The following is a 13,839-nucleotide window of genomic DNA, read 5'->3' on the forward strand; positions in this document are numbered from 1 at the left end:
ATTTAAACCCAATTAATAGAATTCATTAAAAAAACAATAATAACCCCATATCACTTTTCATTATATTACGTCAGAAAAAGCGTTTCGTTACCCCATTATTGCTGTAGGCTACGATGTAAATTTGCCATTTCTATCGCTGATACAGCAGCCTCCCAGCCTTTATTACCTGCCTTTGTTCCAGCTCTTTCAATTGCTTGTTCAATGTTTTCTGTTGTTAATACACCAAAAATAACTGGTACACCAGTCATCATACTAGCTTGTGCTACTCCTTTGGCCGCCTCATTACAAACATAATCATAGTGAGTTGTTGCTCCACGAATAACTGTTCCTAGAGTAACTACAGCATCATATTTTCCTGTTTCAGCAAGCTTTTTTGCAATAGAAGGAATTTCAAACGCCCCAGGCACCCATGCTACATCAATATTCTCATCAGTTACTCCGTGACGAATTAGCCCATCCTTTGCTCCACCTAATAGTTTACTTGTGATAAACTCATTAAATCTTCCTACTACAATTGCAACCTTTAACCCTGTCCCTACTAAATTACCTTCAAATGTGTGTCCCATATAGATTTCCACCTTTTTTAAAATTATTATCAATCGCTATATTTAAAATTTGAGTAAATGACCTAGTTTTTCATGTTTCGTGTGTAAATATTTCTCATTTGCTGTATTATGTGGCAGCTGCAATGGTACTCTATCAATAACTTGTAATTCATAGCCTTCTAATCCTGTTATTTTGCGTGGGTTATTCGTTAATAATTTCATTTTACTAACACCCAAATCCTTCAAAATTTGAGCTCCAATACCGTACTCACGCAAATCAGCGGCAAATCCTAACTTTTCGTTTGCCTCTACTGTGTCATAGCCCTGCTCCTGAAGTTCGTAAGCACGGAGTTTATTAAGAAGACCAATTCCGCGTCCTTCCTGGCGCATGTACAATAATACACCAGTTCCTTCTTCCTCAATCTGAGATAATGCAGCATGTAACTGCGGTCCACAATCACAACGATGTGAGCCAAATACATCCCCTGTTAAGCACTCAGAATGCACACGAACTAAGACAGGGTCTTCCGATTTTATATCACCTTTTACAAGAGCAACATGCTCTTTACTATCCACAATATTCGAATAACCGATTGCTTTAAAGGTACCGTATTCCGTTGGCATCGATACCTCTACCTCACGTTTTACAAGCTTATCCTTTTGATTACGATAACGAATCAAATCTTTTATAGTAATCATCTTCAGATTATGCTCATCAGCAATTTTCCGTAAGTCAGGTACTCTTGCCATCGTTCCATCGGCATTCATTATTTCACATATAACAGCTGCTGGTTCTGCACCGCATAGTTTAGCTAAGTCAACCGCAGCTTCTGTATGTCCTGCTCTACGAAGAACCCCTCCCTCCTTAGCTACTAAAGGAAAGATGTGACCTGGTCGCTTAAAGTCCTGCGCCCTTGTGTTTGCATTTATTAGAGCTTGCACCGTTTGTGATCGCTCAAATGCACTAATCCCTGTCGTAGATGTTTTATAATCCACACTCACGGTAAAAGCCGTCCCATGAGGATCTGTATTGTGTGTTACCATTGGCACTAAATCTAATTTAATCGCTATTTCCTCGGTTACTGGCGCACACACAAGACCACGTCCATGTGTTACCATAAAATTAATGACGTCCGGGGTAGATTTTTCTGCAAGGGCAATAAAATCGCCTTCATTTTCTCTGTCCTCATCGTCACATACAATAACGACTTTTCCTTCTTGAAGATCCTTTAATGCTTCTTCAATTGCTTGAAACATATGACACTCACCCTTTCTTATGACGTAAATCCATGACTTTCCAAAAATGATTCAGTAAGGTTTGATTGCTGTGATGGTTTTCTAATAAATTTTGCGACATATTTACCAAGCATATCTGTTTCAATATTAACGATGTCACCTACACCTTTTTCACCTAATACTGTTTCGGAAAGTGTATGTGGAATAAGTGATAAAGTAATAGATTTCTCAGATACTCCAAAAATGGTTAAGCTCGTTCCGTCAACAGCTACAGAGCCTTTCAGAAGCATATAGTCTAATAAATCATCTGATACCTGTATCTCGTAATAAACAGCATTTGCCTCTGCTTGTTTCTTTATTATCGTTCCCGTCCCATCGACATGTCCACTTACAAAATGACCTCCAAAACGTCCATTTGCAGCCATAGCACGCTCTAAATTTACATGCGAGCCGATTGTTAACTGACTAAGCGAGGTTGCTTTAACTGTTTCAGGCATAATATCTACTGTAAATATATCTTTTGTATGTGATGTAACTGTTAAACAAACTCCATTCACTGCAATACTGTCGCCTATTTGCACGTCTTGAAGTATTTTTTCAGCTGCTAATGTCATTTGTATTGCGTTTGCTTGTTTTTTAATAGCTTGAACATTGCCTTTTTCCTCGATAATTCCTGTAAACAAAATCAATCACCTCTCAATGGTTTTGCAATAATTTTTATATCTGAGCCAATACTAGACATCGATTCAATAGACAGGTTTGTAGTCTCCGCTATTTCGGCAAATCCTTCTCCCCCTATCGGCGTAGGAGCATACTTGCCACCGATGAGTTTTGGTGCAATGTAAGCAATAATTTGTTGAAAGGCATTTGCTTTTACAAAGCTTTCATTCACTGCAGCTCCTCCTTCAACAAATAGCGATGTAATGTTATGCTTTCCTAGCATTATCAATAGGTCTTTAACTTCAATATTCGTACGATCCATAGTGAAGACTTTCACATGTCCGTGATTTAACAAGTCACGTCGGGCAGAAGTTACATTCTTACCAGTAATAATCCACGTTTCTGCTTGCCCATCTTGTATAACACGACTTTGTTCAGGAGTACGCAAATTTGTGTCCAATATTATTCGGATAGGGTTTTTCCCGCCACCATGTGGGAGTCTTGTTGTAAGACTTGGGTTATCCTTTATAACCGTATTCACACCAACTAAAATAGCGTCGTGCTGATGACGGTATTGGTGAACATCGTGTCTTGCTGTCTCGCTTGTAATCCATTTACTGTCGCCGGTGTGTGTGGCAATTTTCCCATCTAAGCTCATAGCTGTTTTCAATGTCACATAAGGTATTTGTTTAGCTATAAAATGGAAAAACACTTCGTTTAATGAATCGGCTTCTTTCTTAAGAATACCTAATTCAACCTCAATACCAGCATTACGAAGTCTCTCAATACCTTTCCCTGCTACAAGTGGATTTGGATCTGTTGTAGCAATCACGACTCGCCGAACTTCGCTTTTTATAAGCAAATCACTACATGGCGGTGTTCTTCCATAATGACTGCATGGTTCTAGCGTGACATATATTGTCGCACCTTTTGCTTTTTCCCCAGCCATTTGCATAGCATGAACTTCAGCATGCCCTTCTCCAGCTCTTAAATGAGCCCCCATCCCTACTACTTGATGATTTTTAACAACAACTGCACCAACCACAGGGTTTGGACTCGTTTGACCTTTTGTACTTTCAGCTAACTGAATTGCCAATTGCATATATTCTGAATCAGTCATCCTACCACTTCTTTCAAACGGTTTACATAATTTTTAATAAACAAAAAAGACCCTAGGAAAATAGTCCCGGGGTCTTTGTAAAGTGCACTTTCATTATACGTGCAAAAAAACAGGTACAGAAAATAAAGGTATGCTCAATCACATTTTTTCATACCCTGCTTTTGTTCTTCTCCCATCCAGACTGTAACTGTCGGCTCTGGAATTTCACCAGATCCTGCCTTATCGGCTCGCGGGCTTTGCATCCATAATGCATTTACCGCCGGCTCGGAATTTCACCTGACCCCGAAGAACTATTATTCAATTTTACGTCATTATATCACATTATATTAAAAAAGTAGAACTGAAATAGCTTTTCAAGAATAAACAAATGATAACTCTTCATGTAGCATCAAAAAAATTTGTTCCATGGTTAACTTACTACTGTCATGAAGCTTTTTCTCATCATACCACTTTTTTGCTACTTGAACAGCGTTTGGATAGTCCAAAGACAGTTGCTCATGAACAGGTAAAGACTTATCATGATTGATAAGTAAGTCAAAGTATACATTTAACACAATGGAAAGATGTTCAAGTTCAAGAATTGACCGCTGTATTGTAATTGGTTTACGCTGCATATATGGTGTCGTACCTAATAAGTTTGTGCTTCCTCCATACTTATCCTTAGCAGCAAAATGCAAGTGTCGAATACCGCTCATATAAAAGGCACCGAAACAAAGTGGGCATGGTTCTAATGTTGAATATAAAGCGTAGTTATTAACTTGTTTATGTACTCGATTATCTAACTTTAACAATGCATTGACTTCGGCATGTGCCAACTCATTATATTTAATGACACTGTCCGATACATCATTAAAAGTTGCACTTTTCCCTCTAGCAATTATATTTTCATCTTCATCAATAACAATGGCGCCAACTGGCCGAGATCCTTCTTGAAAGGACATCCATGCCTCGTTGAAACATTCCTGCCAAACATATGGTATGTCGCTCCAATTCAAAATGTATCATCTCCTATCTTTTATTTTATCAGAAAAACATGTATGTCCATTTAAAATAATGTAGAATTTTATAATAAACAAAAATCTTTATGATGGAGGGGATGACCATTGGAAGAAAAAATTCAACAAATTATCGAACATATAGAGACTGATTATGATGTTAAAGTTTTATATGCTTGTGAATCAGGAAGTCGTGTATGGGGATTTCCATCAGATAACAGCGACTATGATGTACGCTTTATTTACATACACAAAACAGATTGGTATTTGTCTATTGATCAAAAAAGAGATGTACTAGAGATTCCTAGTCAAGACACCCTTTCCTTGCCAATTGATAGTCAGCTTGATCTCAGTGGCTGGGAATTAACTAAAGTACTAAGGTTGTTTAGAAAATCAAATCCACCTTTATTAGAACAGTTACACTCGAGCATTGTTTATTATCATAAATACTCTACCATTAACAAAATGAATATGCTTGAAAAGAATGTATTTTCGCCTATCACTTGTATACATCATTATCTTAATATGGCAAGCGGGAATTATCGAGATTTTCTAAAGTCAGAAATACCGGTCACAAAAAAACTAATTAATGTTATTCGGCCCCTTTTAGCGGCAAAATGGGTTGAAGCTAATAATTCAGTACCACCTACTAACTTTCAATCTTTATTAAAAGCTGTTGTACATTCCACGTTACTTACTGAAGAAATATACAACGTAATTACCTTAAAGATGGAAGGAACAGAATTCCTGATCAATATTAACCTAGATTTGATTAACCAGTTTGTAGAACGAGAATATGATCATTTAAAAATATATGTAAAACAAATAGATCACAAACTGAGCGATCCCACCTTACAGTTAAACAAACTATTTCGTGATACTCTTTTAGAAGTTTGGTAATAATTTCCCAAAAAAAGGGGGATTATATATGGCAATTACAGATTTCTTTAAGTTCGGAATACTATCTCAATAATTACTAAATAAACAACTTTCCCTTTAATAGGAACCTTGATTATCGGCCTACTTCTGAGATTTATTTCAGTAAGTTTACACACGTTCGTTCATATAGAGATCATTATGCTGTAAACAACATTAGGCTTGTAATCATACAAGCCATTTTTTACACAGACTCTGTTTTCCCTAGGTGAAAATTAGGTTGAATATACAACATGTAGATTAAGAACAAAACTGACGTAGACAATATAAGGGATCCTGTTAATAGTAAAAACTATTCGCAACGCTTATGGTAATTGATATTTAACAGCTAATTGATACTGGCCTTTTTCATTAAATAAACCACCCAACCTGTATGTAATTGAGTAACCTGAAGAAGTTTCACTAGCACATCTTGTAACACGGCATGAAAGATATTCCATCAATTAATTTTCCTTAGCCAAGTCCAACCAGCTTCGTTTTTTCACTCGTTTTTAGAATATGATGTAAATCTTCTAATCTATGAATTTCATAGGTTGGTACAATGTTGGTATTATTAGCTTTTTTGTTTGGATTGAACCAGCACGTATCTATACCGACCAGATTTCCACCTTTAATATCGGCACTTAATGAATCACCAATAATCAAGGCATTTTCTGAATTAAAATGGGGGATTCTATTAAATACGAAATCAAAATATTTCTTCATGGGCTTCTGATATCCTGTATCCTCAGATACGAAAATCCCTTTAAAGAACGGAAGCACCCCTGCATCATGTAAACGTTTATTTTGTGTTTTAGAAACACCATTCGTCACAATATACAAATCGTATTCACCATGCAATTTTCCCACTAAATCATATGCTCCATGAACAAGTTGATTACCTTGTCCTAAATAGGTTCGATATTTTTGTTCATAAAGAATCCCATCTATCTCGTAACCAAGGGTCCGAAAAAAAATCGAAAAACGAGTATTCAATACCTCATCTCGAGTTATTTCTCCATTTTCAAAAGACTGCCAGAGACCTATGTTTATTTTCTTGTAATGCTCTTCCATTTCAGCCGTTAAAGAAAAGTTCACTTCATCAGCAAGCCTACTTAGTGCACATTTCTCTGCTGCCTGGAAATCTAATAGTGTATCGTCGACATCAAATAATAGCGTCTTATATTTTTTCAAAAGTATCTCCCCACCTAGTTTTTATCAATTCATATATACTCTTATATTAACACTATTTTTCTAATAAATTGTATTAGTCCGCCCCGAAAAATAACAGACCCACATATATGTAAGGTCTGTTTGTAGAAATGTTTAATTTTATCTTTCCATTACTTTAATAAACTCACGCAAATAATCAGGCAAATCTGGTGGGCGACGACTAGATATTAAATGTTCATCTACGACAACTGGCTCATCTACCCAAGTTGCACCTGCGTTTGTCATATCATCTTTAATGCCAGGAGTACTTGTCACTTTCCTCCCATGTAGGATATTAGCTGAAATGAGCACCCAGCCTGCATGACAAATTTGCCCTATAGGCTTTCGGACTTTATCGAATTCTCTTACTATGTGTAATACTTCTTCATACCGTCTTAGCTTATCAGGTGCCCAGCCACCTGGTACTAATAGAGCATCATATGAACTTGCATCAATATCATTATATGCATAATCTGATACAGCAGGTACACCGTATTTACCTGTGTATGTATGCTTTGCTTCCTTGCCAACGATATGGACTGTAGCACCTTCTTCACGCAAGCGCAATACTGGATACCATAATTCTAAATCCTCAAAATCATCACTAATGATTTGAAGAATCTTTTTTCCTTGAAGTTTCAACTTTCATCACTCCCCTTATTATATACAAATGGTGTACCCAACAAGCTAAAAGAATAAACTTCTGTATACTATATAGAATATTATTAATTTAACGCCATTATTATTAAGCTTTAGAATGCTAGTAAATAAGAGCAATATTAAAACAGTTTTCGTTATATTTTTCCATTGTCTTCATATATACTAACATTTAAAGAGTAAATTAGGAGAATGCGTATGTGGAAAAAACTAACCAAGCTTCATAATGCAAATATTGCTGTTGTTATTTTTCTTTATGTAACAGGCATACTTCTTGCCATACCATTTTTAAGAGGAATGATTGCTGACGTACGAGTGCCTTTTAAAAATTTCCATATATTTATAGGGTTTGTTTCCATTGTTCTATTAATTATGTATTATCGCTATTTTCAGTTCCACTATAAGACCGTAAAAAAACAGAATGCTAAAAAATTCAACCTGTGGTTTGTAATTACTTTTACTATTGGGTGGATAGCATCAGGACTTATACTAACATTTCATCGTTCATTCCCAGCTTTAGCTAACCAAAGTGCATTGTTCATCCATAATATACTAACTTGGGTTGGCCTTCCTTTTATCGTATATCACTCTATTACAAGAGCTAAGTGGGTACGTAAACAACTCTTGAATAAAAACAATTCTCAACCTAGTCTTTTCAATTTCAGTCGTAAAGGCTTTATAAAATATGGTATCACTTCACTGCTTGTCATTTTAGTTGGGCCAACAGTTTATCGGTGGATGAAGCAATTTTTAGATCCTGGTGGTCAGGTACTAGCAGATGTTGTCAGACGGGACAAAAATAAAATGAACCCACTCCCTACACCAGCACCTGCATCTAACCCTCCAGTTGGAGGTGGATATAAAGGAAATTTTCGCGTATATACCGTTACGGACATACCTAAGTATAAAAATGATAATTGGTCTTTCACTATAGACGGACTTGTTGAAGAGCCCGTAACATTGTCATGGGAAGAATTCATAACAATGAAACGAGTTGTTCAAGTAAGTGATTTTTATTGTGTCACTGGCTGGTCTGTGTTCAGTGTCACATATGAAGGCATTCTATTAAAAGATTTATTGAAAAAAGTCAACTTTACAAACAAGGCTACCCATTTAAAATTTTATTCAGGCGATGGTGTTTACACAGATTGCTTATCACTAGAACAGGCTCATATGGATGATGTTATGGTCGCTCTTTTAATGGATGGATACCCCATTCCTTCTGATTACGGAGGACCTGCTCGCCTTATTGTCCCTAAAATGTATGCCTACAAAGCGGTGAAATGGCTAGTCCGTATAGAAGCAATAGACCATGAACACTTAGGATATTGGCAAGTAAGGGGTTATGATACAAATGCGTGGGTTCATGGAAAACAATCATAGTTATATTGTTAAAAATACGAACAAAACTACGAAAGCAAACGTACGATACAAAAAGATTATTATTTAATACGTCCAAAGAAGCAGGTTGATTTTACAATAGAATCATATTTTAAAGGAGGCACAAAAATGACTATTTTCCTTACTATGATTATTGTCCTCATAGGTATAGCAATGCTTGTGCTGGGATTAATGAAACGAAAAAAATGGTTAGTGGTTCTGTCTTTACTCATGATAATCTTTGCAATTAGTTCTTTTATGCTAATGTTACTCATGTTTTTCCATTGAAGTTAGCTCTTATCTTTAAGTATACATTGAAAATCAGATGATCATAATCTAAGCACTACTAATTGTGTATCAAGCGCAAAAAACATATTGTCAATTAATCTCTCCACACCTTTCATAGCTGTTTTTATAACTTGAATACTTGCTGTACCTTATCCTGACAAAAGCTTACCCTTTTTCTCTTTTGCATTATGTGCAGTAACCTATATCGATTATAACGCTGAATCATTATGAATGGAGTATTAAAACAAAACGCATATACTATCATTATCCACCCCGACAAAATATCATTGAAAGTAAAGAAGATTGGAGCGGGTAGGATCTGCATAATGTGTGAGAGCTCAGCTCGTTTCGTTTCAAATATAAAACGCTCCACTCCCTTAATACTCTTAACATTGATCTCGCGTTTTTTAATACCACCTTTCACCCAATCTCCACCGTCAGGTAGCTTTTCCTTCCACTTTTTTATACGTAGTTTTTCATATACCTTCACTTCCCACCTGTTCACTGGATATAAGCACGAGAAGAAATTAATGGTCTTTTCATTAAATTTTGATGGAATATATGCTCCAATTGTATGAATAATCCCCCAAACTAATACATTAATTAATGCAATCATATATCTTGATCACCCTTTGTTTTAGATACAACTATTTGTCGACCCTTCCATGATGCATTTTTTAATAAAAATGTACTTATTACCGAATAACAACTAACAAAAATAAAAAATACGATGTGAATAGGAAATAGAATGGTATCAAACAAAGAAAAGTTCCCGATTTGTCGTAATATGCGAAAATATAACAGGCACATAAAAACGTATGTTACAACAAAGAAAATTGACTGTTCAAATATAATATCGATGCTTTTTGTTATAAATGAGAAAGCTACGGCAATCCAAATTATAATAAGAAATGTGAATTTAGGAGATGTTTTTTTAGCTCCTGATGCTATACTTTTTGCCCACCCTTTAAATACACTCACTATTCCATCTTGATACATTCTCATGTTAATTATGTTCTTCCCTACTATTGCGCGAGCATAAAAACCTTTAGATATAGCAAGCTGACAAAAGGCAAAATTCTCTACAATCTGCTCCTTTATTGCCTCATGCCCTCCTAGCGTTACATATATCTCTTTCTTACAAATTAGAAGCTGTCCAAACCCTCCAGCAGGCTTTGTATTTTTAGAAAATATATGTGTAATTCCTAAAGATAAAAAAACAACTAAATGGAAAAATGCTGATAACTTTTCATACCATCGCTCCATTACATGAAACGGATGAATGGTTAATAAATCAGTTTTGTTATCTTCTTGAAATGTAGATATAGCATTTTCTATCCCATTTTTACTAAACCATGTGTCTGCATCAACAAATATTAAAATATCACCTTTTGCCACAGTAGCACCATTCCAACAAGCCCACGATTTACCTAACCATCCAGCAGGTAAATCTTTATTATCTATGACTCTCGCTCCATATTGTAGTGCAATGTCCTTCGTTCGATCCGTTGATTGGTCATTGACAACAATAATCTCAAGGGGTTGATAATCCTGACTTTGAATAGATGTTAATAGTCTTGCGATAGTTTGTTCTTCATTTCTTGCAGGGATAATAATTGAAATAATTTGATTGCTCTTAACATTAGTTTCTTTTTTAGAAGCAGGAATTCTCCAAAATAAAAAGAGAAAGAGAACTACTGTCATTACACCATATACCAAATTCATCTCTCCTTGTTTAATACAATGCCAATTTACCTATATACATTAAAACAAAAAGGATACTTTTTGAAATGAAAGATGAAGTAACCCACCAAAACTATTTTGCTTGGTGGGAACTCATCATTGGTCAAAATTATACTATTTTGCGACCAAGTTTTTTCTCATCATCTAAAATTAAATCTGCCGTCAATTGACCAGAAAGGGTAACCATAGGCACCCCACCACCAGGATGAGTTGAACCGCCAACAAAATACACATTATTAAAAAGCTCACTTCTACTAGGTATTTTAAACCCACCATTTAATTTCCGATCTGTAACGACACCATAGATTGAACCACCATTAGCACCGTATAAACGTTTTAAGTCATCTGGGGTAAATATGTATTCAAACTCAATACTTTCACGCAACTGAGCCATACCCATACGCTCAAGTTTTGCTAGAATAGCATCCCGATACATTTCTTTATGCTGATCCCATGTCTCGCCTTCTTTTAAAGGTGGTACGTGTGTAAGAACAAATAAGTTTTCTTTTCCTTCAGGTGCTTGTGTAGAATCAGATTTAGATGAAATACCTACATACACTGTCGGATCATCAGCTAACTTTTTTTCATCGAACATTTGCTGAAACTCTTTTTTCGGATCTTCAGAAAAGAAGAAATTATGGTGTGATAACTGATTATACTTTTTATTTACACCTAGTAATAAAACTAACCCAGATACAGTAGGCGCAAAATTAGTTAGATTATTTGTAACACGTTTCCGTTCGTTAGAATTTTCTACAAATGTATTATAGAAGGGAATGGCTTCTAGATTAGAAACAAGGAGATCTGTTTCTATGATTTTTTCATCCTCCGTTTCCACAGAAACAACCTTATTATCCGTCTCATTAATTTTGGACACTTTAGCATTAAGCAAAACTGTAACACCTAAATCTTGAAGTACGTTTTGCATAGCCTCAGCAATTTTGTACATCCCACCTTTTACGTAATACACTCCAATCCCTAATTGAACATGTGCTAACTGAGAAAGAACTGCTGGTGCATGATATGGTGAAGACCCTATATACATAATTAAAAAATTCATAAGCTGCTGAATGCGTTTGTCTTTAAAATATTTTTGTGTTGATTGATCCATCGTTTTCATAGGATCCATTGCCCATAACTCTTTCAACGTATGCTCCAGGCGTAAATCTTGCAATCCACTTATACTTTTTTTGTAAAAGCTTTTTTGCATTAGTTCATACATTTGCGAGCAATATTGGAGATAAGATAAAAATGACTTAGAATCATCTGTTGAAACCTTTTTAATTTCTTCTAGCATAGTTGGTAAATCACTTGTCAGATCAATAGTCGTTCCATCCTCAAAAAACGTACGCCATCCTGGTTCAACACGCACTATTTCTAAATAATCATGAATATCCTTACCAACGTCTTTAAATAGCTTTTCCAACACCCATGGCATAGTTAGTATTGATGGACCCGTATCAAATGTAAAGCCCATCCCTTCTCTTTTGTTTAGCTTTCCCCCTAGTCTTTCTCCTTGTTCTACAATCGTAACATCGTACTTAGCAGCAGCAAGTCTAATAGCCGCTGACATACCTGCTAGACCACCGCCAATAACAGTCACTCTTTTTTTCAAAGTAAAGCCCCCTTTTATTTTAGATGCGTTATTAACGCTTATTAATTTAGCCATGTATATAACTATTGAATATATGTTTTATTTCCATTATTTACATTGTATAAACCTAATAATCTATGAACAACCAAAAAAAGGCAAGTTTATATGTGTAAAAGAACATATTCAACTTAGATTTAACTTCTTTGATTATCCGATAACTCTTACCGGATTTTTTACTATAAATAGATACTTGTGTCACTTTTTACTTATCTTTATGTCGCTGATTGTTTTCAGCTTTTTTTTAAATACATAAAAAAAAACGAGTAGTCTATTGCTACTCGTTTATGCTAATCTGATGTTTTTTAAAACACTAAAAAAAGCAACTTGCTCGCTACTCAGTCGTTAGTTTACCGACGTCCTGTTCTCACAGGATGTGCTAACTTCTGCGTTCGCCACAGGACGTGGCAGCTTTTAGCAGGAGTTCCAAATATCGCCCCACTACCACCGGTGCGCGAGCTTACCTTCCGTGTTTGGGGCTACGAGACACGATGACCTACGAATCTCTTCGTCAGCTGCAGTTGTTCGCTGCTCTTCGGACGTATCATACATTCCGCTGCTCTCTCCCTTGCTTCCTAGACCTTCTTGCTCCTCATGCCTCTCGCTTATGATGTTTAGACTTCTTATCTTTTCTTTCGACCTTAAGGTCGACTATTTCTTATGCAAAACCAAAAAAACGAGTAGCCTATTGGCTATTCGCTTATGCGCGCTTGGCGACGTCCTACTCTCACAGGGGCAATGCCCCAACTACCATCGGCGCTGAAGAGCTTAACTTCCGTGTTCGGGATGGGAACGGGTGTGACCTCTTCGCCATCGTCACCAAGCCTACTGCTTGATTATGCTTCTTTGCTGGCTTGTGCTCAAGGATAATCATCCTCGAACATGCTAGAAGACGCAGGCACAAACATTTAAAAGGGATTGTTCCCTCAAAACTAGATAACGATAATACAACTGATGTTTTGTGCGTCGACTTTTGGTTAAGTCTTCGATCGATTAGTATTCGTCAGCTCCACGTGTCACCACGCTTCCACCTCGAACCTATCTACCTTGTCATCTTCAAGGGATCTTAGAATGGGAAATCTCATCTTGAGGGGGGCTTCATGCTTAGATGCTTTCAGCACTTATCCCGTCCGCACATAGCTACCCAGCGATGCCTTTGGCAAGACAACTGGTACACCAGCGGTGCGTCCATCCCGGTCCTCTCGTACTAAGGACAGCTCCTCTCAAATTTCCTACGCCCACGACGGATAGGGACCGAACTGTCTCACGACGTTCTGAACCCAGCTCGCGTACCGCTTTAATGGGCGAACAGCCCAACCCTTGGGACCGACTACAGCCCCAGGATGCGATGAGCCGACATCGAGGTGCCAAACCTCCCCGTCGATGTGGACTCTTGGGGGAGATAAGCCTGTTATCCCCGGGGTAGCTTTTATCCGT

13 protein-coding genes, 2 rRNA genes and 1 riboswitch (1 of these 16 only partly in view) are annotated in these 13,839 nt (G+C 36.7%); of the genes, 3 read left to right on the forward strand and 12 right to left on the reverse strand.

Translation table 11 applies throughout. The annotated features are described in order from the left end of the window. Positions 1–95 precede the first annotated feature (95 nt). The 5 genes from ribH to EJF36_RS11800 form a co-directional block, all read right to left on the reverse strand. Positions 96–566 (reverse strand): 6,7-dimethyl-8-ribityllumazine synthase, encoded by a 471-nt coding sequence (ribH, locus tag EJF36_RS11780; RefSeq protein ID WP_125906516.1) that lies wholly within the window; start codon positions 564–566, stop codon positions 96–98. Between the two features lie 42 nt (positions 567–608). Further along, positions 609–1,802: a bifunctional 3,4-dihydroxy-2-butanone-4-phosphate synthase/GTP cyclohydrolase II gene (locus EJF36_RS11785; protein WP_125906517.1), complete on the reverse strand. Its 1,194-nt coding sequence runs from the start codon at positions 1,800–1,802 to the stop codon at positions 609–611. 17 nt (positions 1,803–1,819) lie between these two features. Beyond that, positions 1,820–2,464 carry a riboflavin synthase gene (gene ribE / locus EJF36_RS11790; RefSeq protein WP_125906518.1) on the reverse strand — a complete coding sequence of 215 codons (645 nt, stop codon included), beginning with the start codon at positions 2,462–2,464 and terminating at the stop codon, positions 1,820–1,822. 2 nt (positions 2,465–2,466) lie between these two features. Beyond that, entirely contained in the window at positions 2,467–3,561 is a 1,095-nt protein-coding gene (gene ribD, locus EJF36_RS11795; RefSeq protein ID WP_125906519.1) for a bifunctional diaminohydroxyphosphoribosylaminopyrimidine deaminase/5-amino-6-(5-phosphoribosylamino)uracil reductase RibD, read from the reverse strand. 160 nt (positions 3,562–3,721) lie between these two features. Beyond that, positions 3,722–3,855: riboswitch (FMN riboswitch) on the reverse strand. 59 nt (positions 3,856–3,914) lie between these two features. Further along, positions 3,915–4,556 carry a nucleoside deaminase gene (locus tag EJF36_RS11800; protein ID WP_125906520.1) on the reverse strand — a complete coding sequence of 214 codons (642 nt, stop codon included), beginning with the start codon at positions 4,554–4,556 and terminating at the stop codon, positions 3,915–3,917. A gap of 108 nt (positions 4,557–4,664) precedes the next feature. Here EJF36_RS11800 and EJF36_RS11805 point away from each other — a divergent pair, with 108 nt between their 5' ends. Beyond that, positions 4,665–5,456 (forward strand): nucleotidyltransferase domain-containing protein, encoded by a 792-nt coding sequence (locus EJF36_RS11805; RefSeq protein ID WP_125906521.1) that lies wholly within the window; start codon positions 4,665–4,667, stop codon positions 5,454–5,456. 489 nt (positions 5,457–5,945) lie between these two features. Here EJF36_RS11805 and EJF36_RS11810 read toward each other — a convergent pair whose 3' ends face one another. Then, the gene (locus EJF36_RS11810; RefSeq protein WP_125906522.1) at positions 5,946–6,665 is read right to left on the reverse strand and encodes a YjjG family noncanonical pyrimidine nucleotidase; all 720 of its coding nucleotides are present in this window, start codon (positions 6,663–6,665) and stop codon (positions 5,946–5,948) included. A 138-nt stretch (positions 6,666–6,803) separates the two neighbouring features. After that, the gene (locus EJF36_RS11815; protein WP_125906523.1) at positions 6,804–7,325 is read right to left on the reverse strand and encodes a type 1 glutamine amidotransferase domain-containing protein; all 522 of its coding nucleotides are present in this window, start codon (positions 7,323–7,325) and stop codon (positions 6,804–6,806) included. Positions 7,326–7,538: 213 nt separating this feature from the next. Here EJF36_RS11815 and EJF36_RS11820 point away from each other — a divergent pair, with 213 nt between their 5' ends. Both EJF36_RS11820 and EJF36_RS21520 read left to right on the forward strand, forming a co-directional pair. Next, on the forward strand, positions 7,539–8,723 hold the full coding sequence (locus EJF36_RS11820) for a molybdopterin-dependent oxidoreductase (RefSeq protein ID WP_260471887.1): 1,185 nt from the start codon (positions 7,539–7,541) through the stop codon (positions 8,721–8,723). A 126-nt stretch (positions 8,724–8,849) separates the two neighbouring features. Next, on the forward strand, positions 8,850–9,008 hold the full coding sequence (locus tag EJF36_RS21520; RefSeq protein WP_185806889.1) for a hypothetical protein: 159 nt from the start codon (positions 8,850–8,852) through the stop codon (positions 9,006–9,008). Positions 9,009–9,132: 124 nt separating this feature from the next. Here EJF36_RS21520 and EJF36_RS11825 read toward each other — a convergent pair whose 3' ends face one another. From EJF36_RS11825 to EJF36_RS11845, 5 genes are all read right to left on the reverse strand, one after another. Beyond that, on the reverse strand, positions 9,133–9,624 hold the full coding sequence (locus EJF36_RS11825; RefSeq protein ID WP_125906525.1) for a glycosyl-4,4'-diaponeurosporenoate acyltransferase CrtO family protein: 492 nt from the start codon (positions 9,622–9,624) through the stop codon (positions 9,133–9,135). Next, on the reverse strand, positions 9,621–10,727 hold the full coding sequence (locus tag EJF36_RS11830) for a glycosyltransferase family 2 protein (RefSeq protein ID WP_185806890.1): 1,107 nt from the start codon (positions 10,725–10,727) through the stop codon (positions 9,621–9,623). Before EJF36_RS11830 ends, EJF36_RS11825 begins: the two co-directional genes overlap by 4 nt. 133 nt (positions 10,728–10,860) lie before the next feature. After that, a complete protein-coding gene (locus tag EJF36_RS11835) occupies positions 10,861–12,366 on the reverse strand; it encodes a phytoene desaturase family protein (RefSeq protein WP_125906527.1) in 1,506 nt (501 codons plus the stop codon). A gap of 744 nt (positions 12,367–13,110) precedes the next feature. Next, positions 13,111–13,226, reverse strand: a 5S ribosomal RNA gene (gene rrf / locus EJF36_RS11840). Between the two features lie 149 nt (positions 13,227–13,375). Beyond that, a 23S ribosomal RNA gene (locus EJF36_RS11845) occupies positions 13,376–13,839 on the reverse strand (it continues 2,455 nt past the right edge of the window).

The sequence above is a fragment of the Bacillus sp. HMF5848 genome (assembly GCF_003944835.1).
Taxonomy (GTDB): domain Bacteria; phylum Bacillota; class Bacilli; order Bacillales; family HMF5848; genus HMF5848.